The 19,702-nt window shown below is 38.0% G+C and carries 24 protein-coding genes; 8 read left to right on the top strand and 16 right to left on the bottom strand.

The window, feature by feature from the left end; all coding sequences use genetic code 11:
- Positions 1 to 18: 18 nt before the first annotated feature.
- From AWM74_RS00420 to comGA, 16 genes are all read right to left on the bottom strand, one after another.
- Positions 19 to 834 carry a TlyA family RNA methyltransferase gene (locus tag AWM74_RS00420; protein ID WP_026466151.1) on the bottom strand — a complete coding sequence of 272 codons (816 nt, stop codon included), beginning with the start codon at positions 832 to 834 and terminating at the stop codon, positions 19 to 21.
- Between the two features lie 20 nt (positions 835 to 854).
- Positions 855 to 1,748, bottom strand: a complete 894-nt coding sequence (locus AWM74_RS00425; RefSeq protein ID WP_034258207.1) for a polyprenyl synthetase family protein — start codon at positions 1,746 to 1,748, stop codon at positions 855 to 857.
- Positions 1,748 to 1,993, bottom strand: a complete 246-nt coding sequence (locus AWM74_RS00430) for an exodeoxyribonuclease VII small subunit (protein WP_026466152.1) — start codon at positions 1,991 to 1,993, stop codon at positions 1,748 to 1,750. Before AWM74_RS00430 ends, AWM74_RS00425 begins: the two co-directional genes overlap by 1 nt.
- Complete coding sequence (gene xseA / locus AWM74_RS00435; RefSeq protein ID WP_026466153.1) at positions 1,994 to 3,355, bottom strand: exodeoxyribonuclease VII large subunit; 1,362 nt, start codon at positions 3,353 to 3,355, stop codon at positions 1,994 to 1,996.
- The gene (locus AWM74_RS00440) at positions 3,348 to 4,199 is read right to left on the bottom strand and encodes a bifunctional 5,10-methylenetetrahydrofolate dehydrogenase/5,10-methenyltetrahydrofolate cyclohydrolase (protein ID WP_026466154.1); all 852 of its coding nucleotides are present in this window, start codon (positions 4,197 to 4,199) and stop codon (positions 3,348 to 3,350) included. The genes xseA and AWM74_RS00440 overlap by 8 nt, the downstream gene beginning before the upstream one ends.
- 161 nt (positions 4,200 to 4,360) lie before the next feature.
- On the bottom strand, positions 4,361 to 5,002 hold the full coding sequence (gene nusB / locus AWM74_RS00445; RefSeq protein ID WP_016897021.1) for a transcription antitermination factor NusB: 642 nt from the start codon (positions 5,000 to 5,002) through the stop codon (positions 4,361 to 4,363).
- A gap of 21 nt (positions 5,003 to 5,023) precedes the next feature.
- Complete coding sequence (locus tag AWM74_RS00450; protein WP_026466155.1) at positions 5,024 to 5,398, bottom strand: Asp23/Gls24 family envelope stress response protein; 375 nt, start codon at positions 5,396 to 5,398, stop codon at positions 5,024 to 5,026.
- Between the two features lie 23 nt (positions 5,399 to 5,421).
- Positions 5,422 to 5,982, bottom strand: coding sequence for an elongation factor P (efp, locus tag AWM74_RS00455; protein WP_016897019.1), 561 nt, complete (start codon positions 5,980 to 5,982; stop codon positions 5,422 to 5,424).
- A 99-nt stretch (positions 5,983 to 6,081) separates the two neighbouring features.
- The gene (locus AWM74_RS00460) at positions 6,082 to 7,161 is read right to left on the bottom strand and encodes a M24 family metallopeptidase (RefSeq protein ID WP_026466156.1); all 1,080 of its coding nucleotides are present in this window, start codon (positions 7,159 to 7,161) and stop codon (positions 6,082 to 6,084) included.
- A gap of 158 nt (positions 7,162 to 7,319) precedes the next feature.
- On the bottom strand, positions 7,320 to 7,943 hold the full coding sequence (locus AWM74_RS00465) for a hypothetical protein (protein WP_026466157.1): 624 nt from the start codon (positions 7,941 to 7,943) through the stop codon (positions 7,320 to 7,322).
- A gap of 2 nt (positions 7,944 to 7,945) precedes the next feature.
- A complete protein-coding gene (locus AWM74_RS00470) occupies positions 7,946 to 8,353 on the bottom strand; it encodes a hypothetical protein (protein WP_236702866.1) in 408 nt (135 codons plus the stop codon).
- Positions 8,354 to 8,441: 88 nt separating this feature from the next.
- Positions 8,442 to 8,762, bottom strand: a complete 321-nt coding sequence (locus AWM74_RS00475) for a hypothetical protein (RefSeq protein WP_026466159.1) — start codon at positions 8,760 to 8,762, stop codon at positions 8,442 to 8,444.
- The gene (locus tag AWM74_RS00480; protein WP_026466160.1) at positions 8,728 to 9,177 is read right to left on the bottom strand and encodes a prepilin-type N-terminal cleavage/methylation domain-containing protein; all 450 of its coding nucleotides are present in this window, start codon (positions 9,175 to 9,177) and stop codon (positions 8,728 to 8,730) included. Before AWM74_RS00480 ends, AWM74_RS00475 begins: the two co-directional genes overlap by 35 nt.
- Positions 9,178 to 9,216: 39 nt before the next feature.
- Entirely contained in the window at positions 9,217 to 9,534 is a 318-nt protein-coding gene (gene comGC / locus AWM74_RS00485) for a competence type IV pilus major pilin ComGC (protein ID WP_034258210.1), read from the bottom strand.
- Positions 9,535 to 9,546: 12 nt separating this feature from the next.
- A complete protein-coding gene (gene comGB / locus AWM74_RS00490) occupies positions 9,547 to 10,626 on the bottom strand; it encodes a competence type IV pilus assembly protein ComGB (RefSeq protein ID WP_026466162.1) in 1,080 nt (359 codons plus the stop codon).
- Complete coding sequence (gene comGA, locus AWM74_RS00495; protein ID WP_236702867.1) at positions 10,565 to 11,584, bottom strand: competence type IV pilus ATPase ComGA; 1,020 nt, start codon at positions 11,582 to 11,584, stop codon at positions 10,565 to 10,567. Before comGA ends, comGB begins: the two co-directional genes overlap by 62 nt.
- Before the next feature lie 224 nt (positions 11,585 to 11,808).
- Here comGA and AWM74_RS00500 point away from each other — a divergent pair, with 224 nt between their 5' ends.
- The 8 genes from AWM74_RS00500 to AWM74_RS00535 are packed head-to-tail and all read left to right on the top strand — an operon-like array spanning position 11,809 to position 19,691.
- Entirely contained in the window at positions 11,809 to 12,138 is a 330-nt protein-coding gene (locus AWM74_RS00500) for a hypothetical protein (protein ID WP_026466164.1), read from the top strand.
- A complete protein-coding gene (locus AWM74_RS00505) occupies positions 12,125 to 13,168 on the top strand; it encodes a V0D/AC39 family V-type ATPase subunit (protein ID WP_034258212.1) in 1,044 nt (347 codons plus the stop codon). The genes AWM74_RS00500 and AWM74_RS00505 overlap by 14 nt, the downstream gene beginning before the upstream one ends.
- A complete protein-coding gene (locus AWM74_RS00510) occupies positions 13,165 to 15,108 on the top strand; it encodes a V-type ATP synthase subunit I (RefSeq protein WP_026466166.1) in 1,944 nt (647 codons plus the stop codon). Before AWM74_RS00505 ends, AWM74_RS00510 begins: the two co-directional genes overlap by 4 nt.
- A 14-nt stretch (positions 15,109 to 15,122) precedes the next feature.
- On the top strand, positions 15,123 to 15,578 hold the full coding sequence (locus tag AWM74_RS00515; RefSeq protein ID WP_026466167.1) for an ATP synthase subunit C: 456 nt from the start codon (positions 15,123 to 15,125) through the stop codon (positions 15,576 to 15,578).
- Complete coding sequence (locus AWM74_RS00520; protein ID WP_026466168.1) at positions 15,578 to 15,883, top strand: V-type ATP synthase subunit F; 306 nt, start codon at positions 15,578 to 15,580, stop codon at positions 15,881 to 15,883. Before AWM74_RS00515 ends, AWM74_RS00520 begins: the two co-directional genes overlap by 1 nt.
- 17 nt (positions 15,884 to 15,900) lie before the next feature.
- Positions 15,901 to 16,488 carry a V-type ATP synthase subunit E gene (locus AWM74_RS00525; protein WP_026466169.1) on the top strand — a complete coding sequence of 196 codons (588 nt, stop codon included), beginning with the start codon at positions 15,901 to 15,903 and terminating at the stop codon, positions 16,486 to 16,488.
- A gap of 1 nt (position 16,489) precedes the next feature.
- Positions 16,490 to 18,256 carry a V-type ATP synthase subunit A gene (locus AWM74_RS00530; protein ID WP_026466170.1) on the top strand — a complete coding sequence of 589 codons (1,767 nt, stop codon included), beginning with the start codon at positions 16,490 to 16,492 and terminating at the stop codon, positions 18,254 to 18,256.
- A gap of 13 nt (positions 18,257 to 18,269) precedes the next feature.
- Positions 18,270 to 19,691: a V-type ATP synthase subunit B gene (locus tag AWM74_RS00535; protein ID WP_026466171.1), complete on the top strand. Its 1,422-nt coding sequence runs from the start codon at positions 18,270 to 18,272 to the stop codon at positions 19,689 to 19,691.
- Positions 19,692 to 19,702 lie beyond the last annotated feature (11 nt).

Here is a 19,702-nt window from a genome sequence, read left to right on the forward strand (position 1 = left end):
ACCCTATAGATACCCTCGTTAATGAAATACTGAATGTGCCTCTTCGATGACCGCATCAATATCTATTGCGGGATCAATTTGGCCAGGCTCACCTTCTGTATTCGTTAGTAGCATTAAAAACTCAATATTCCCAGTACCACCAGTAATCGGTGAATAGGTTAAACCTGAAACATCGTAACCAAGTCCAATTGCGGTTTGCATAGTATGTTCAATCACGTCTCTATGGACTTTCTTATCTCGAACGATCCCTTTTTTACCGACTTTATCTTTACCGGCTTCAAACTGTGGTTTCACTAAAGCAGCCACTTGTCCGTTGCTTTGAAGAATAGGGCGTAAAGGCGGTAATATCAAATCTAATGAAATGAAGGATACGTCAATTGTTGCGATATCCGGTTGTCCGGCTACAAAGTCTTCAGGCTTTGAATAACGGAAATTTGTTTGTTCCATCACCACAACTCGGTCATCAGAACGTAGTTTCCAGTCAAGCTGATTGGTTCCAACGTCTAGGGCGTAAGACATGCTGGCGCCATTTTGTAAGGCAACATCTGTAAATCCACCAGTTGATGAGCCAATATCTAGCACTTTCTTCTCGGTAAAGTCGATATCAAAAGACTCCATGGCTTTAACTAATTTAAAGCCCCCACGAGATACATATGGCACATCTTCCCCTTTTAAAGTCAATTGAGTCGTTACCGGTAACTTTTCACCCGGTTTATCCACTCGTAAGGCCTTTTCAGTGTAAATTTGTCCCGCCATAATAAATCGTTTGGCCTTTTCACGCGAATCCGCTAATCCTTGGCGAACAACTAAAATATCCGCTCTTTCTTTCTCCATTAATTCACCCCTTTTTTCAATTAAATTTTTAAGTATTTCAAGAAGCCAGCTAATAATTCTACGTCAAATGCTGGTTGAATTGCCTGAATTTGATTTAATATACTTTTACATGATTCTATTTTATCAGATAATGCCGTCAAGGCACCATTAGTACCCATTATTGACGGGTAAGTATTTTTATTTAGATCTGCATCTGAATGGTTCAATTTACCTCGCGCTTGATCCGTCCACATCACTTCTTGCAAGTCATTTTGGATTTGGTAAGCAATCCCATATGTCCAAGCGAAGTCATCTAATAAGGCAACAACTTCACTCGAAGCCTCAGCGATTTGTCCCCCTGCAAAAATAGCATAGCGGATCAATTCACCAGTTTTGCGCTTATGGATGTTTTGCAGTGAATGCAAATTAATTTGCTTGCCTTCTGACTCAACATCCATGATTTGCCCGGCAATCATACCGGTAGAACCGGCTGCCTTTGACAATTCCGCAATTAATTTTAATTTTGTTTCTGTATTTTCGATTTTTGAGTCATCTGCAATTAAGGCAAATGCATCCGTTAGCAATGAGTCGCCAGCAAGAATAGCTGTCGCTTCATCAAAGGCTTTATGGTTAGTCGGTTTACCCCGGCGGTAATCATCATTGTCCATTGCTGGTAGGTCATCGTGAATTAAAGAATACGTATGGATATACTCTAAGGCAATAGCTGTATTTAACCCTGTTTCAATGTCAGCGTTCAGCGCTTTTAAAGTAGCCAACAATAACATTGGTCGAATGCGTTTGCCACCTGTATTTAATGAATAAACCATTGATTCTTTCAATTGATCAGGCTGGGCGTGACCGAATTGGTCAACAGACTTCAGAATAGCTTCGTCTAAGGCTAGTAATTGGTTTTCCATAAAAAAAGTTGCATCCATTATTGGTCACCTTGACTCGTTGGTTCTTCAAATGCTTCTAATTGACCACTTTCTGTCATCAATTTTGTCATTGTTTCTTCAGCGTTTTCTAAAGTTTGGCTGCAATATTTGCTTAGAATCATGCCGTCTTGAAAAGCGTCCATTGATTCTTCTAATTTGATATCGCCAGATTGTAATTGATTGACAATTGCTTCTAGTTTTTCTAACGCTTCTTCAAACGATAATTTTGAGGTATCGATAGCCATTTATGATTCTCCTTTTAATTTAGAAAATTGTTTCTTGTCTGTTCCAGTAATTTGCGCGGTAATACGGCCATCTGCTAATTGAATGGCTAGTGGATCACCAATATTCACTTTTGTAATGGAATCTACCGGTTCTTGTTTACTTGTCACATAAGCAAAACCTTTGCTCATCCTTTTTAGGGGTGATAAAAGATCCAGTTGTGACATCGCTTTTTGCAATTGATATTCCTTAGACCTTACCTGTTGGCTTTGGCTATTAATCAATTGGCGCTGCATGTATTGTAATTTTGTACGGTAATTGCCTAATGTAATTGCAGGAGAAGATTGGTTTAACCTTTGGTCTAAGTGCCGTACGGTAACTTTTTGAGATTTCAAGTGGCTTTCTTGCGACTGAACCAGTTGTGCCTGTAAGTTCTTTAATTTTAATTGGTGGCCTTCATATAACCGCAATGGTTGGCGGAATATATAAGCATTTTGATATTCAAGTAATCGCTGATTTAAATATTGTATACGATTAACTTGTGCTCGATATAATCGCGCTTGCAATTCTTGAATGCGAATCAACTCCTCTGACAATACCGGTGTAGCAATTTCTGCAGCAGCTGTTGGTGTGGCTGCTCTTTGATCGCTGGCAAAGTCAACGAGGGTTGTATCCGTTTCATGGCCGACTGATGAAATAATAGGAATGTCCATTTTGCGGACGGCACGAACGACCTTCTCCTCGTTGAAAGGCCACAAGTCTTCAATCGATCCACCACCACGGCCGATAATCACTGTATCATAGTCACCGTGTGCGGACACCCGTTCTAAATTCTTCACCAGTTCGTCGGCAGCGTGCTTGCCTTGGACTGCGGTTGGGTACAAGGTCAATTGCACGATCGGGTACCGACGCTTAACGGTTGTAATGATATCTCTAATTACAGCACCTGATGGCGAAGTAATGACTGCGATATTTTTTGGAAATCTTGGAATCGGCTTCGGATCAAAATGAAAAAGGCCTTCTTCAGTTAACTGTTTCTTTAATTGCTCATAGCGTTGGTAAAGAGCACCCACACCATCTGGCTCAAGGTGGTCAATATACAACTGGTAACGCCCAGTCGCATTAAAAACACCGATACGACCGATTGCTAAGACTTTCATTCCGTCTTCTAAATCAAATTTCAGCTGGTTAAAAGCATTGGCAAACATGACCCCAGATAATACTGCATGATCATCCTTTAAGGAGAAATACTGATGTTTAGCGCGTTTTCTAAAATTTGATACTTCACCTGTTACGTAGACCTGATGTAAATAAGGGTCCTTTTCAAACTTGGTTGCAATATATTGCGTTAACTGGCTAACGGTTAAATAATTCTTATCAGACAATACCTGTCACTTCCTCTAATCTATCAATCATCTGTTTAAATACCATTAATTTGGTGACTGGTCCAACACCGCCTGGCACCGGTGTAATGGCATGGGTTTTCTCAGCGACATTTTCAAAATCTACGTCACCAGTAACTTTACCATTTTCATCATATGTAGTCCCGATATCAATTACAGTTGTACCTGGTGAAACCATATCTTCTGTTAAAAATTTCGGAATACCAACGGCAACACAAATAATATCAGCAGACCGCGTTAATTCAGCCATATTTTCCGTTTGACTGTGGGCAACCGTTACCGTAGCCCCACGTTGTAACATCAAATCTGCTAGTGGTTTTCCAACGATTGTAGACCGGCCAATCATCACAGCGTGTTTCCCTCGAAAAGTCGTATTTACTTCGTCCATCAAGGTGATAGCAGAAAGTGGTGTATTCGGTACCCGACTTTGATTACCGGCTAATAGGTTTCCTAAATGTACTGGGTGAATGGCATCTAAATCTTTATCTGGATCAATCGCAATATTAATTTTTTGTACGTCAATTTGTTTTGGTAAAGGCATCTCAATCATGATACCTTGTACTGTTTCATCTTCATTATATTGTTGGATAACCGCCAACAATTCTTCTGTTGTTGTATTACTTGGGCAAGAAATTAATTCGTTTGCCACGCCGATTTTGTCAGCAAATCTAGTTTTAGTTCGTGCATATGATGCACTCGCTTCATCATCACCACAAAGAATAATGACTATTTTAGGGTGAATGCCTTTATCTTTTAATTCACTTACTCTTTGTTTCAATAACTCAGTTTGAACTTTAACATATTCTTTGGAACGAATTTCTATCATAATTGCCCACCTTATCCATAATGTAATGTAACAAGTATATCGAAAGTTGAGCAATATTAACAGTATTGTAGTGGGAATATAATCAAATTATACCTATATACATTTAAAAAAACCGGGACTCAGGTCCCGGTCTCTTGCACACAAAACGATTATTCAGCTGACTATTCACTGTCTAAGTCTGTTTCGCCCTCTTCAATAGTATCAATATCAACAGTTTCTACTGGTTTAACATCGCCATTCGCGTTGGCTTTTAATTCAGCTAGGACGTTTGATAAGATCCCGTTAATAAATTTACGTGCACGGTCGTCCGAATATAATTTAGCTAATTCAATTGCTTCATTAACCGCTACTACGCGGGGAACCGTTTCTTCATCGGTAAATAGTAATTCGAACACAGCTACTCGTAGAATTTGTAGATTCACTAATTCTAGTCGTTGCACTGACCAATTACCATGGATATGGTTATCGATCATTTGGTCAATCTCAAAGCGATTTGCTTTAACACCTTCTACTAATGTACGTAAATAAGCGGGAACAGTCACATCTTCAGTAACATCCGGTAATTTATCAAAATGATTTTTAGCTGAAAAATTCTCAATACTATCTTTCAACTTGATTGCATGATTTTCATACTCAATAAATTCTTCTTCAGTTAATTCCTCAAAATTCACCTTTTGACCCAATTTCTTGTGGTTTTGTAGGATATGATTGAAGGCACTTTCCAAAGAAAGTTGTGGATTGAACTCTTGTTCATAAGATATTAATACAGCGAGTTCTCTAATTTGTGATAACCCTAATTTCATACTTGTTCCCCTTAATACGATTTATTTACTTGCTTTTTCCATATACAAGTTTGTTACATGTACGTTTACAACATCAATCGTAATATCTGTCATGTACTTCACTTGGTCAATTACCTGTGATTGAATATTTTGTGCAACTGCAATTACAGCAGTCCCAAAATATAATTCTACAGACATATCTAATACCATTTCATTTCGATTATTTTGATAAAGAATTACTCCGGCATCGCGTTGGAAAACATCTTGAATTGTCTTGTTAGCACGTTTAATTGCTCGAACACCTTTGCTTTGCAAGGCCGTCGCTGCAGCAATATTTTCGATTACTTGAGGAGCAATTTCAATTGCACCGGTAGCTTGCACTTGATTATGCTTGTATGCTTCAATTTTATCAGCCATTGTCGTTCACTCCTTATCTCAAATTACGCGCGTGAAATGTACTCTCCACCGTTAGAAGTATTGATTACTAATTTGTCACCAGCGTTAACAAAGAATGGTACGTTAACAACTACACCTGTTTCCATAGTAGCAGGTTTAGAACCACCTGAAGCAGTATCACCTTTGATACCAGGTTCTGTTTCTTTAACAACTAATTCAACTGTCTTAGGTAATTCAACACCTAATACCTCAGCACCAAAAGTGATGATTTTAACTTCCATGTTTTCTAACATGAATTTTAATTCGTCTTGGATTTGGTTAGCAGGAATTTCAGTTTGTTCGTAAGTTTCGTTATCCATGAATACGTGAGTATCGCCATCAGCGTATAAGTATTGCATGTCACGGTTTTCGATATGAGCAGTTTCTACTTTTTCACCTGCACGCCAAGTCTTATCTAACAATGCACCTGTACGTAAGTTTTTTAATTTTGAACGCACGAAAGCAGACCCTTTACCTGGTTTAACATGTTGAAACTCAACAACACGGAATAAGTTACCATTATCTTGAATAGTTAAGCCTGTTTTAAAATCGTTTGTTGTAATCATATTTACATCTCCTAAAAAAATTTAATCATACCAGAATTATAACACATTAAAATGCATCCTGGCTCAAAAAGACGGATGCATTCAATCATCTACGTAAAATTACACGATAATCAAGTGACGTGGAGAATGTGTAAGGACTTTATTCCCATCTTCTGTCAAAATGATATCATCTTCAATACGAACCCCACCAATACCCTCTAAGTAGATGCCTGGCTCATTTGTAATAACAGTGTACTCTTTTAGTGGTTGTTTATTATGTATACTTGCATTTGGTGACTCATGAATATCTAAACCAATAGAATGTCCAAGTGAGTGTCCGAAGTCATCCCCATAACCATGGCTAGCGATAAAATCACGTGCAATAGCATCCATTTCTTCACCAGTCATGCCAGCTTTCGCTTGCTCATTCACCAGCTGGTTTGCTTGGAAAACAACATCATAGATTTCTTTCATCTTACTTGATGGTTCTCCAACAGCGATAGTCCTTGTGATGTCAGAAACATACCCCTTATAGTAGCAACCATAGTCCATAGTCACGATATCGCCTGCTTCAATCACTTTATCAGAGGCCACGCCATGTGGCATTGCAGAACGATAACCTGATGCAACAATTGTTTCAAAAGAAACACCACTTGCCCCTTGGCTTCTCATAAAGAAATCTAATTCATTTGCAACTTGGATTTCAGTCATACCGACTTGAATAAAGCCTAAGATATGCTCGAAAGCTGCATCTGCAATTTCACATGCTCGTTGAATTGTCGTAATTTCTTCTTGGTCTTTGGTTTGACGTAAGGCTTCAATCATTCCAGATGCTGGGATTAAGCGAGCAGAAACGATATCTTCTAACTCATCAAATTTAGCAACCGTCATATATTCTTCTTCATAACCAAGTTGACCTAGATTTTCGTTAACCACTACGGATTGAACGAATCGCAATGGACTAGTATGCGCTGCAGATCCGCCAGCAATGATAATTTCATAGCCAGCACACTGTGCTTTCGCTTGTTCCCGATATCTAAAATCTGTGATGAAGTACGCATTATTTGCTGTAATTAATGCTGTACCACTTGTGCCAGTAAAACCAGAAATATATCTTAAATTAAATGGGTCAGTGACATAGTATGCATTAATACCTTCAGCTGCCATGCTTTCTTGCAAAGCACTTATTCTCTTTTTCAAACTTTTCACCTCATATTGACTAATCTATCTCTCTAAATAGAGTCACTTTTTATAGCCCAATTAGTATAGCATATATCAGTCTTCAATGAAACTTAGCTTTATCCATAGTGCTCTTTATCAACATTCTTGCTCACTTTTTACCCATTACCCACAGCTACTTACTCCCGAGTTCTTTGATCATAAGGGACATTATTATATTTATATTGCCGTCCGTTTTCTACAATGAATACAGTCGTGCTAAAGACCCTATTTTTTAATTCAACTGACACATGTCCCTGGTTAAAGGTCATAGTCCAATTGCCATCTGTCCATGGTATTGACGATTGAGTGGCAGCCGCTACTTCTTTTACTTGATCTGAAGTTGCTGAATTAACAGCTGCTTCGTTATTTTCTATATCCTCTTGATTGCTCGATCCAGCGGTAGCATCTGGCTGAATCTCTGAAACACTAGCTTGATCAGGATTATTTATGATTACACTGCTTTCATCCGGCAAAGTTTTTACATCACTTTCTTCTTTAGAATGGGAAGTATCCAATTCTTTACTATCTGACAGCTCTGGCGGCTGATCCTTTGAACTTATTTGGCTAGTCACTACTTTCTCCTTCTCAGCGATCACTTTCTCCACCGCCAGGCGAGACATGATTTGTGCTTGATAGGATATGTTAATTTCTTCATTCATTTTAACTTGGCTACTGTACATATTTAAGTTAACTAAATAGATGAAGGTTAGGATCGACATATACATTAATGCTGTAAATAAGACAAACCCACTTTTCTTCATTATTATTTACCCTTCTTTACTAAAGGTAAAAGGATTTTGTAATCCTTACCATCAAATAGCCTCACTTTAAACAGGAAGTTCCCATTATCTAATTCTTGGATCGTGAGACCTGTAGCGTTTGGAATTTGTGGCTCGTATCCTCCGTTTAAAGAATATCTAATCCAGGAGTTCCCATTGCTATCTTTATAATACCGGTAAATACCGACCTTATTATTTTCTTTGAGAGAAAGGGTATCTGCAGTATATCTAACTAGTTCCGTTTGTGTATGATCTGTCAAAAATTGGTTGGAGAAGATATCAAAGTCATCGTAGGCCATTACTTCATATCTGTTATATATATTCATCTCTGTTCCCATCACAGCCAAAAAGGTAATTTGAATTAGGGCATAGAAAAATAGTCCGTAAATCATTTCCAATAAGGTAAATCCTGATCTTATATAAATCATATTTGACATAGTTAGATTTAACTTAGTCAGCTTTAACTTTCGCCTATTTAATTTATTCTTGAATCTTAAATTCTGTGAAATGACCACCCCGTTGATCCTCCAATTTACCTTTTTCCAGATTGATTTCTATCCCTTCATGTATGCTTGCCCCAAATTGAACAGCATTTAATTGATGAAACTGTTCACGACTTTGACCTAAGGCCCTTTCACTTCGCCTTAGGTTTTCAAGTTGCATCTGCTGGTTTATGACAAGGAGGTAGACCATAGCCCCTATTAAAGACAGTCCAATAATAGATTCGATGAACATAAACCCTTGTTTCCCCTTTTTACTATTGGAATTATGGATCAATTGGCTTTTGTTCTTCAATAACATAACGCCCTCCAGAAAATTGATAAACAATTGCATAATCCTTCGTTGGTGTTCTTAAGGTTATCGTTTGTGGCCCAACAGTTCCTGACGTAGAAAATTCAAATCTTTTATAATGGACAAACTTAGATTCTTTTGGAAACACAAACGTCGTATCTACTGGTGAAGGTCGTAATAGATCAGCTCGAAATTCCACTGTATTACCTGAAAAAGTCACAAAATGAATACCTTTCCTAACTATTGTCATTTTATGCACGTATTCAAAGTGTTGCATGACATTACGCATCATTACTTTTGATTCATAGCGGATAATAGCGTCTTTTGCATATGGGACCGCAAGTATTAATGATAATGACAGCGCAAATAAAACAAGTATCATTTCCAGAAGAGTAAATCCTGACTTCTTTTTATGTTTTTTCATCAAAATCTACTCCTCTTAAAATGGTGATGTTAATAATTCCTAAGGGGTAACAGTTCCAGCTGGAATAGCATTATATTTTTCTAATTGATCAGTGGTGATGTAGCCTTCGTTTGCTAGTACTTCCGCCGTGACACTTGCTTCATCATGTTCTAGTAAATATAATTCCATCTGCGTTTCAACAGTTTCGACTAAAGCAGCGTTAGTTTTAGTTTCTACATTTTTTGTTTGCTTGGACATGTTTGGTATAATTAGCAATAACAAGGCTGCCACAATAAATAAGACGAGAACCATTTCTATAAGCGTAAACCCTTCTTTTCTACGACCCTTTTGAATGAATTTAACCAATACTTTTTTCATGATAATTCCTCCTTAGATTGTTTCTAGCATAGTTAACATTGGTAACATTAAAATTAAGTAGACCATGACCACACAGATTGCGACACTCAAAAACAAAATGGATTGGGCTATCTTTATCTGTTGATCAATCGTTTGATACAAAAGTCTTAGAACCCTCTGACTATATAACCTTGTCTTAATCGCTAATTGATTTAATAATTCTCCCTGAACAACTATTGCTGGAAATTCACGGGTGAACACATCGGCAGCTGTTAAACTATCTGTAAATGACACTCCTTGATAATATCTTTCGTCTAAGTACTCACCGAAAGCTTGTAAGAATGCAACTTCATCTTGTTTAATTAACGACTCAGTGATTTGCCGTACTGAATAACCTATTTTAAATAGTTGGCTAAATTCGTAAGCAAAAAACTGGGTGTAATATAATCTAAATAATTTCCCAACCACTGGTAATTTGACATATAACCTTGCCCTTACTAATGGGTTAGTCCGCTTCTTCCATATAAGATAGATGATGAGTATAACTAACAACAAAATTGAGAACCCTATCATTATCCAATGCAGCTTTTGCAAGAAAATCAATAAATAGCTCAGTAATCCCTGTCCCTCACCCACTGACATAGAAGCTAATTGTGGCAAAAGAAATATGCGCAAGCCAAATAACATGCCAATCATCAACACAATTAAAGCAATTGGATAAAGCATTACCCCTTTTAGCTTTTGCATCTGATGATCACGTTCTTGAATGTACTTAGCAATCGTTTCTAGCCCTAAACCAAAATTGCCATAAGCTTCTGCCACTTGAATTTGATAAGCTACATTACCCTTAATTTTCATTTCATGTATAACTTGATAAAAATACTGACCAGCTGAGAAACCGGTCGCCATTTTGCCAAAAGTCACTTCTTGCTTAGGAAAAATAGTCTTTAAAAAAGAAAATATTTCAAGCATAGGAAACCCTTCTTGAAGCATTTCTGCGATGTATAAAAGTACAGCCGCCTGTAATTGCGGTTGCCAAGTGCTAGTAATTTCAGTTTTCGCTAATTGTTTCCAGTTGATATTCTTCCATGCTGGACTGGGTGATGTAGCCATGATCATAAGCCTCCTTTAATAGTAGATTTAGTGATTTAAAATTATTTGGATAGCTTTGATTTAAAATGAAACTACTCAGCTGTTCACCCTGTAGTAACTCAAATAAGGCTAATTTCTCAGTCGCAACAATTTCTGGATCAGGGACACGAGGCACCAACCTTTGGGCAACGACTAATAGTAAGGTCTGGACCAATTGTTCGTTTGTGATGCCTAATTCTTTTAAGCGTCCAATTACACCAAAAGTATTTTTAGCATGAACGGTGGCTAAAACTAGATGACCAGTAAGTGATGCGCGAATCACCATTTTCGCTGTTTCTTCACTTCTGATTTCGCCAATTAGAATAATATCCGGATGGTGACGCAAACTAGCGGTCAGCAAACGGTCATAAGTAATATCCGCCTTTTCATTGACTTCTGTTTGTAAGAAAGTAGGTTCTTTAATTTCAATGGGCTCTTCTATTGTAATAATTTGACTGGCTTTTTCTTGATAGGCATTCCTTAACAGTTGGTAAATGGTCGTTGTTTTCCCTGAAGAAACTGGGCCTGAAAATATTATCAAACCACTTTTGCGCTTCATATATTTGTTCAGGGTGTCATAAGCAGCTTGATTCAAGTGATTGGCTTTAAAATCACTGGTCACCTTGTCATGGAAAACACGGATGACTAATGATTCATGCATGAGATAATTAGAGATTGACGATAATCGTAATTCGATTTTGTCGTCTCCCAGGTCATAGACAATAGCACCGTCTTGGGGCATACGTTTCTCACCTACATCCATATTAGCCATATACTTTAATAACCGAATCAACTGACTCCCTTTTTCAAATTCAAGGGTTTCCTGCAATATCAATTGGTATCCGTCTCTCAGAAAAATATGATACTGCTGTCCTTCTGGGAGAATGTGGATATCATCGGACCGTTTTAATATCGCCATCGAAATCATCTTGTCTATCATTTCTTTCAACCTACCACCTCCATTTATTTTCAGGTCATATAATTTATACGAAGAATTCTTATAAAATCGCTTACGAAATGAAAATAATATGCAAAAAAAAGCGCATCTCAAAATTTTGCCCACTTTTGCATGATAAGCCCCCGTTTTAATTTTGAAAATTTTCTGAAATGATATACTTTAAGTTAGGCCGCTAAATTGGCACTACAAAAAGGGAGGGAACTGCAATGGATGACATCGTAAATCGTTTATATCAAATTGAAAATACGGCTAAAGATGCGGAGAATACGGTTCAAGATCAAAAAATGAGCATTAAAAGATCATTTGACGATAAGAAACGTGATTTTTTACAAGCCGCTAATGATGCTTATGCTAAAAAAATCGAAGCAACAAGAGAATCGTTTAGTTCTGAGGACTATGAAACTTCTCATAATCTTACTGCCAAATTTTCCCGTAAAATGCAACGCATTCAAGATATTCTTGACAATGAACACGGTCTTTATGTAGACGAGTTCATGGAAAAAGTAACAAAGCTTGGAGTCGATGAAATTGGATAACTATACTGCTATAGACACAAAAATTCATGGTATGCGAAAGCATTTATTGACCAGTGAGAAAATCGAGGCTCATGGGAATATTCGTACATTAAATGAATTGTACGCATTAATCACCGAAAATCCTTCTTACAAAAAGGCAGCAGACGTTCTAAAAACTGATGTCTCTTCGCGAGAAGATATTGAGTTGATGCTTAATTACGGCAATTTCTTTGAGTTTTTAAAGATATATCGATTTGCGTCTTTGCAACAACGCGCTTTCCTTAAGCGATATGCAATGTTTTTTGAGGCTTGGTTTATCAAACATACCTTAAGAACCGTCGTAAATCGTGGTGAAACATCCGTCATCATGAGTCCAGTGACCCATTATCTCGATGATAATCGCGGATTCAAAACGACAGATTTAATCATGGCAACTGACGTAAAAACAGTTGTGGATGCACTTGCTGACACCATTTACGGACCTTTTTTCCAACAATATAGTAACTTATTTAGTCAAAATGACTATGAGCGCTATGAATTCGAAATTGCCTTTGACCAATTTGTCATTCAACAAATTTGGCAAGGCGGTAAAAAATATCTAACCGGTGAGTCATTAACAGGTTTTAAAAAACTATTCGGCGCCCGCTTTGATATCTTAAATATTTTTACAATTTATCGTTTGAAATTCCTCTACCAATTAAGTGACAACGAAGTGACTTCTGCTCTAGTGGATGCTCATTATCGCTTAAATGATGAGTATGTTGATCGATTGCTACAAGCACCTGATATTCGTAATTTTGAAATAACAGTTGCAGAGCTTGGTTATGGTGATATTTTTGAACATTTATCAACTGAGGAATCCCTTCAAAAATATGAAGAAGCATTTTTAAGATCTTTACAAAGTCATCTAGCAAATAGAGCTCCAAGATCTATGTTTGCAATTATTAATTATTTAGAAGATAGTCGTCGCGCACTACTAATGTTAGAAGAATTAACCGAACGAATTACATATAAAAACATCTCACCTATAGAAAGGAGTTTAAATCAATGATAACCGAAATGCGCTTAGTCAATATTACCGGTCCTCGTGACGATATTGACCGGATGGCGGATCGTTACTTGACCCACTATCCTATTCATTTAGAAAATGCATTGAAGGAGTTGTCAGAGATTCGAACACTTCGTCCCTATACAAGTCCAAACCCTTACGAACCTTGGGAAGAACGAATTGATAACTTATTAGACTACACAAACGTTGAGCATGGTAAAGACATTCACTTGGACAAACCCATGACCTTTGATCAAGCAAAAGCTTTAGTAAACGAAGTTGAAGAAAGCTTGCAACATGAACGAGAAGCCATTGCTAAGGTGCAAGCAGCACATGATGAAGCAAATGAAAGCTTGTTAATGTTTAGACCTTTCCAATCGATTGACTTTACATTGGATAAAATTTACGAAATGAACCACATTAAATTCCGTTTCGGTCGTTTCACTCGTGAAAACTACCGTAAGTTCGAAAAATATGTGGACACAATGGTGCCAGCAATCTTCGTGAAGAGTGAAGAAACTGAAAAATACGTTTATGGTGTCTACTTCACACCAGATGAAGCGCGCCAACGCGTTGATGCTCTTCTATTCTCACTAGCTTGGGAACGAATTTACCTTCCTGAAGAAACTGGTAGCTTCCGTGAAATTACCCATAAATACCAAAACCTAGTGGAAGATACTGAAAGCCAGTTAATCCAATTGAAGCGTAAAATGCGTGCTTTAGTAACGCCAGTTGCACCTAATTTATTAGCTGCTAAGAGTCGTTTAATGGATTTATCTCAAGCCTTTGGTGTTCGTAAATTTGCAGCAATTACCCGTGAGGAATTCGCGCAAAAAGAAACACGTTACTTATTAATCGGTTGGATGTCTCAATCTGATGCGCAAAAATTCAGCGATGAAGTGAAAAACGATCCAAACGTGACTATGTATATCGAAGATGAAGATGACAACAGTCATTTGAATCCACCTACAAAAATGAAGAACAATTTTCTAATCCGCCCTTTTGAGTTACTAACCAAAATGTACGGCGTTCCAAACTACCGTGAAATTGATCCAACAGCGATTGTAGGTATTTCTTACTCCCTTCTTTTTGGTGCCATGTTCGGAGACGTGGGTCAGGGATTAATTCTATTTCTTGTAGGGCTTGTCGGATTCTTCAATAAGAAATTACGCCCTATCGGTATGTTAGCGCCAATTGGATTAAGTTCAACTATCTTTGGTTTCCTTTACGGATCAATCTTTGGATTTGAAGATGTTATCCATGCATTATGGCTACATCCTATGACACACATGACAGACATCCCCTTCTTCGGAAGCTTAAATACTGTATTTATTGTTGCAGTCGCCTTTGGTATGTTCATGATCCTCGCAACAATGATCGTCAACATCGTGCAACGCTTTAATGCCGGAGAAAAATGGGAAGCCATTCTTGATAAGAACGGTATTGCCGGATTCATTTTCTACTTTGTATTAGTAGCTATGTTAATCCTTTACATGTCTGGACACACAATTCCAGCAATTGGCATCTTAATCGCTATCCTAGCTTTAGCATTAATCACAATTGCCTTTAAAGAGGAAATCATTCACAAGTTGGAAAACCATAAAGAGAAAAATGGTGACAACATCGTGATTAAAGCATTAACGATCTTCTTTGAGACATTCGAAACCCTATTAACTTACTTCTCTAACTCAATTTCATTCGTCCGTGTGGGTGCGTTTGCTATTTCCCATGGTGCAATGATGAGTGTGGTATTAATGTTTGCAGGTGCTGAAAATAGTGGCAACATCAACTGGTTGGTCATTATCTTAGGTAACTTGTTTGTAACTGGTTTTGAAGGATTAGTCGTGGCAATTCAAGTTTTACGTCTTGAATTTTATGAAATTTTCAGTCACTTCTATCGTGGCGATGGTATTGAATTTAAAAATATTTGGATTAAAGATTAAAGGAGAAAATAAAAATGACAACAGAATTATTAATTAAACTGACAATGGTTGCAACTTTCGTATTGGGTTTTGTTTTACCATTTGGTTACTTCTACACAGGCAAAAAAACAAAAAATCGTTACAAAAAATCATTAACTACTAACTTAGTATTCGTTGTAGCTGGTATCTTAATTGCTATCGTATTAGCTTACAACCCAGAAGTTGCTTTAGCATCAACTGGTGCTGCTGCAGAAACTGCTGGTGACGCTGCTGGTTTAGCAACAGGTCTTGGTTACATCGCTGCTGCCTTATCAACTGGTTTATCGTGTGTTGGTGGTGGTATCGCCGTTGCCTCTGCTGCTTCAGCTGCCCTAGGTGCTATTTCAGAAGATGGTTCAATCTTCGGTCGTTCATTAATCTTCGTTGGTCTTGCTGAAGGGGTTGCCCTTTACGGTTTGATCATCTCATTCATGATTTTAGGTCAACTATAATGAAAGCTTACGTAATCTGTGATAACTTAGACACTTTGACTGGATTGCGATTAGTAGGTATTGAAGGTGAAATTGTAAAGCCTGCGGAATTTGAACCTGCCTTTAAACGTGCAGTAGCAGATAAAGGTATTGGCATTCTTTATCTTTCGCCTTCTCTAATTGAAAGCAATCAAGACCTTGTAAATGATGTTCGCTTTAACCAAGCAACACCACTTATCACTTCAGTCTTAGGTGCAAATGAATATCAAAATGCGACCAATACCATTGCAGAAACAATTCAACATGCAATTGGTATCCAATTATAGAATGGGAGTTTTAAGCAATGGATTTAGAAGATAAATTTGCTTATTTTGAAACGCAAGTCAACCAACAAGCGCAAGATATTATTGACGAACAAGTCAATCAATACCGAGCAACTTTGCAAAAAGACTATGATGAATTTGTGAAAAATACAAATCAAGAGTTTGATGCAAAATTTGTAAACGCCAAAAAAGATATGCGTAAAGAGTTAAATAAAAACATTTCTCAAAGTCAAATTCACTTACAACGTGACTTGTACTTACAAGAAGAAAAGTTGAAAAAAACGCTATTCGCTGATTTCAACGATGCGATTCAAAATTACATGCAAACAGATGAATACCGCAACCAATTAGTTGTGATGATTAATAACTTAAAAGACTATGCAGAAAAAAATCGTGAAGAGTTGGTTGTTTACATCAACCATTCAGATCAAGGTATGATTGAAACTTTATTTGAAGAAACAAATGCAAATATTCAAATTTCAGACCGTGAGTTTTTAGGGGGCGTCCGTGGTGTCTTGAAAGACCGTCAAGTGTTGATTGACTACTCTTTCTCTACCCTATTAGCGAACGTTGAAGATAGCTTTACTATCAAGGAGGTTGATGACTAGAATGGCAAACGAAAATTTAATTTATTCAATTTCGGGTCCAATCGTTAAAATCGCTGGTCCAACCGACTTATCTATGCAAGAGATGGTCCACGTTGGTGAAGACAAATTAGTTGGGGAAGTTATTTCCATCAATGAAAAAGAAACCACTATCCAAGTGTACGAAGAAACTGCGGGTATCCGTCCAGGAGAACGCGTTTACGGTACAACAATGCCGATTAAAGTACAGTTAGGCCCTGGTCTAATCAATAATATCTATGATGGTATTGAACGTCCTTTAGTTGAAATTGAAAAACAATCCGGATACATGATCAAACGTGGTGTTCAAGTAGATTCGCTTGATAAATCAACTTTATGGCACGTGAAGCCAGTTGTTAAAGTCGGTGACCAAGTTTCTGGTGGTGGAATTATCGCCGAAATCCCAGAATCTAACGCCATTACCCATAAAGTATTGGTACCACCTACAACTGTTGGTGAAGTCGTAGAAGTAGTTGCTGAAGGTGACTATACTATCGAAGATATCTTGGTTAAAGTTCGTCGATTCAACGGTGACATTGATGAAATCAAAGCTTATCAAGAATGGCCAATCCGTCAAGCACGTCCTGTTGCTTCTCGTTTCGAGTCAACTACACCACTTGTAACTGGTCAACGGATTATCGACTCAGTCTTCCCTATCGCTAAAGGTGGTACTGCTGCGATTCCTGGTGGTTTCGGTACTGGGAAAACGACTATGCAACATCAGATTGCAAAATATGCTGATGCAGATGTTATTGTCTACATTGGTTGTGGTGAACGTGGTAACGAAATGACCGAAGTACTTGAAGACTTCTCAAAATTGATTGACCCTCGTTCAAATGCGCCTTTGATGGAACGTACAGTTTTAATTGCCAACACTTCTAACATGCCGGTAGCAGCCCGTGAAGCCTCTATTTATACAGGTTTAACGATCGCTGAATACTACCGTGATATGGGTTATGACGTAGCGATCATGGCCGATTCAACTTCTCGATGGGCTGAAGCTTTACGTGAGTTATCTGGTCGACTTGAAGAAATGCCCGCTGAAGAAGGTTTCCCTGCATACTTAGCTAGTCGTATTGCTACTTTCTATGAGCGTGCAGGTTACATGCGTAACTTAAACCAATCAGAAGGTTCAGTATCGATTATCGGTGCTGTGTCACCTCAAGGTGGGGACTTCTCTGAGCCAGTTACCCAAAATACCAAACGTTTCGTACGTTGTTTCTGGGGGCTAGATTCAGAACTTGCCCATAAACGTCACTACCCTGCCATCAACTGGATGAATTCTTATAGTCAGTACGTGGATGATTTAGGTGCTTGGTATACTGCCAACGTTTCTGAAAAATTCCTAGCTAACCGTGCTGAAATGATGGCTCTTTTACACGAAGAAGATCAATTAATGGAAGTTGTAAAACTAATTGGTTCTGATGTCTTACCTGACCACCAAAAATTAGTCTTACAAACTGCGCGTGTCTTCCGTGAAGGTTTCTTACAACAAAACACCTTCCATAAAGTCGACTCTGCGGTTCCTATGGCTAAACAAGAAAAAATGATGGAAGTTATTTTATACTTACATCACCGGGCTAAATCATTGATTCAATGGGGTATGCCAATGTCTTATCTAAACAAATCAAGTATTTTCACGGATGTCATCAATATGAAATACACTACTTCAAATAATAATATAGATGATTTTAATCACTACTTTGAAGATATTGATGCCTTCTATGAAAAAGCAATGCAAGAGAACGGTTAAGGGGGGAATAATAATGGCAATAGAATATCTAGGATTAAATTCCATTAATGGTCCTCTAGTAGTTGTAGACGGTGTTAGAGGCGCTGCATATAATGATATCGTACGCTTTCGCGTGAATGGCAACGAAGAAAAGTTAGGTCAAATTATTACAATGGAAGGCGAAAAAGCCATCATTCAAGTATTTGACTCAACTACTTCAATGTCTTTAGATAATACACATACTCAATTTACTGGTCACGGATTAGAAATCGAACTGGCACCAGAAATTCAAGGGCGTGTCTTTGATGGTATCGGTCGTCCAATCGACAATTTAGGACCTGTCCACTCTGACATCAAACGTGATGTCAACGGTGCCCCACTTAACCCAGTATCTCGTGTTTACCCACGTGACTATATTGAAACTGGTTTCTCTGCAATTGATGGGTTGATGACTTTGATTCGTGGTCAAAAATTACCAATCTTCTCTGGTGATGGTATGAGCCATAACCAAGTAGCTGCTCAAATTGTTAAACAAGCCAAATTAGGTGAAGATTCTGATGAAGAATTCGCGGTTGTATTTGCTGCAATGGGTGTAAAACATGATATTGCTGACTACTTCCGCCGTTCATTTGAAGAATCTGGTGCCATGGACCACGTAACCATGTTCGTGAACACCGCCGATGATCCCGTTATGGAACGTCTAATCACGCCTCGTGTGGCCCTAACAACGGCTGAATACCTGGCTTATGATTTAGGTAAACATGTGTTAGTTATCTTAACGGATATGACTTCTTTTGCTGAGGCGTTACGTGAAGTATCTTCAGCAAAACAAGAAATTCCTTCTCGTAAAGGTTACCCAGGTTACCTTTACTCTGAATTGGCTACTATTTATGAACGTGCGGGTATCGTTAAAGGTAAACCAGGTTCAGTAACGCAAATTCCCATTTTGACCATGCCTAATGATGATATCACGCACCCTATTCCTGATCTTACTGGTTATATTACTGAAGGACAAATTGTATTAGACCGTGTGATTGAAGGTAAAAATGTTTATCCACCAGTTGGGATTCTCCCCTCACTATCTCGTTTGATGAAAGATGGTATTGGTGAAGGATTTACCCGTGAAGACCACTCTGATGTAGCTAACCAATTATTCGCTTCTTATTCTGGTGCTAACGAGGCTAAATCTTTAGCTTCTGTTATCGGGGAAGAAGAGTTATCGGATGTTGATAAACTTTACCTTAAATTTGGTGAGTTATTCGAACAAAAATTTGTTGGTCAAGGCCAAGATGAAACAAGAACCATCCAAGAGACATTGGACTTAGGTTGGCAATTACTAGGTATTTTCCCACGTGAAGAATTGACACGTATGGATACTGAAATCCTTGATAAATACTACAAAAATACAGCTGATGAGGTATTAAACCAACAAACAACTGACAAGCCCCTAGTATAAGGTGGTGAAAA

This window comes from Aerococcus urinaeequi (assembly GCF_001543205.1).
GTDB classification, from domain to species: domain Bacteria; phylum Bacillota; class Bacilli; order Lactobacillales; family Aerococcaceae; genus Aerococcus; species Aerococcus urinaeequi.

Bases quoted from the DNA above. Each gene is read 5' to 3' on its own strand.
- AWM74_RS00420 (WP_026466151.1), bottom strand. From the start codon at position 834: ATGGAGAAAGAAAGAGCGGATATTTTAGTTGTTCGCCAAGGATTAGCG.
- AWM74_RS00425 (WP_034258207.1), bottom strand. From the start codon at position 1,748: ATGGATGCAACTTTTTTTATGGAAAACCAATTACTAGCCTTAGACGAA.
- AWM74_RS00430 (WP_026466152.1), bottom strand. From the start codon at position 1,993: ATGGCTATCGATACCTCAAAATTATCGTTTGAAGAAGCGTTAGAAAAA.
- AWM74_RS00440 (WP_026466154.1), bottom strand. From the start codon at position 4,199: ATGATAGAAATTCGTTCCAAAGAATATGTTAAAGTTCAAACTGAGTTA.
- nusB (WP_016897021.1), bottom strand. From the start codon at position 5,002: ATGAAATTAGGGTTATCACAAATTAGAGAACTCGCTGTATTAATATCT.
- AWM74_RS00450 (WP_026466155.1), bottom strand. From the start codon at position 5,398: ATGGCTGATAAAATTGAAGCATACAAGCATAATCAAGTGCAAGCTACC.
- efp (WP_016897019.1), bottom strand. From the start codon at position 5,982: ATGATTACAACAAACGATTTTAAAACAGGCTTAACTATTCAAGATAAT.
- AWM74_RS00465 (WP_026466157.1), bottom strand. From the start codon at position 7,943: ATGAAGAAAAGTGGGTTTGTCTTATTTACAGCATTAATGTATATGTCG.
- AWM74_RS00470 (WP_236702866.1), bottom strand. From the start codon at position 8,353: ATGATTTACGGACTATTTTTCTATGCCCTAATTCAAATTACCTTTTTG.
- AWM74_RS00475 (WP_026466159.1), bottom strand. From the start codon at position 8,762: ATGTTATTGAAGAACAAAAGCCAATTGATCCATAATTCCAATAGTAAA.
- AWM74_RS00480 (WP_026466160.1), bottom strand. From the start codon at position 9,177: ATGAAAAAACATAAAAAGAAGTCAGGATTTACTCTTCTGGAAATGATA.
- comGC (WP_034258210.1), bottom strand. From the start codon at position 9,534: ATGAAAAAAGTATTGGTTAAATTCATTCAAAAGGGTCGTAGAAAAGAA.
- comGB (WP_026466162.1), bottom strand. From the start codon at position 10,626: ATGGCTACATCACCCAGTCCAGCATGGAAGAATATCAACTGGAAACAA.
- comGA (WP_236702867.1), bottom strand. From the start codon at position 11,584: ATGATAGACAAGATGATTTCGATGGCGATATTAAAACGGTCCGATGAT.
- AWM74_RS00500 (WP_026466164.1), top strand. From the start codon at position 11,809: ATGGATGACATCGTAAATCGTTTATATCAAATTGAAAATACGGCTAAA.
- AWM74_RS00505 (WP_034258212.1), top strand. From the start codon at position 12,125: ATGAAATTGGATAACTATACTGCTATAGACACAAAAATTCATGGTATG.
- AWM74_RS00510 (WP_026466166.1), top strand. From the start codon at position 13,165: ATGATAACCGAAATGCGCTTAGTCAATATTACCGGTCCTCGTGACGAT.
- AWM74_RS00515 (WP_026466167.1), top strand. From the start codon at position 15,123: ATGACAACAGAATTATTAATTAAACTGACAATGGTTGCAACTTTCGTA.
- AWM74_RS00520 (WP_026466168.1), top strand. From the start codon at position 15,578: ATGAAAGCTTACGTAATCTGTGATAACTTAGACACTTTGACTGGATTG.
- AWM74_RS00525 (WP_026466169.1), top strand. From the start codon at position 15,901: ATGGATTTAGAAGATAAATTTGCTTATTTTGAAACGCAAGTCAACCAA.
- AWM74_RS00530 (WP_026466170.1), top strand. From the start codon at position 16,490: ATGGCAAACGAAAATTTAATTTATTCAATTTCGGGTCCAATCGTTAAA.
- AWM74_RS00535 (WP_026466171.1), top strand. From the start codon at position 18,270: ATGGCAATAGAATATCTAGGATTAAATTCCATTAATGGTCCTCTAGTA.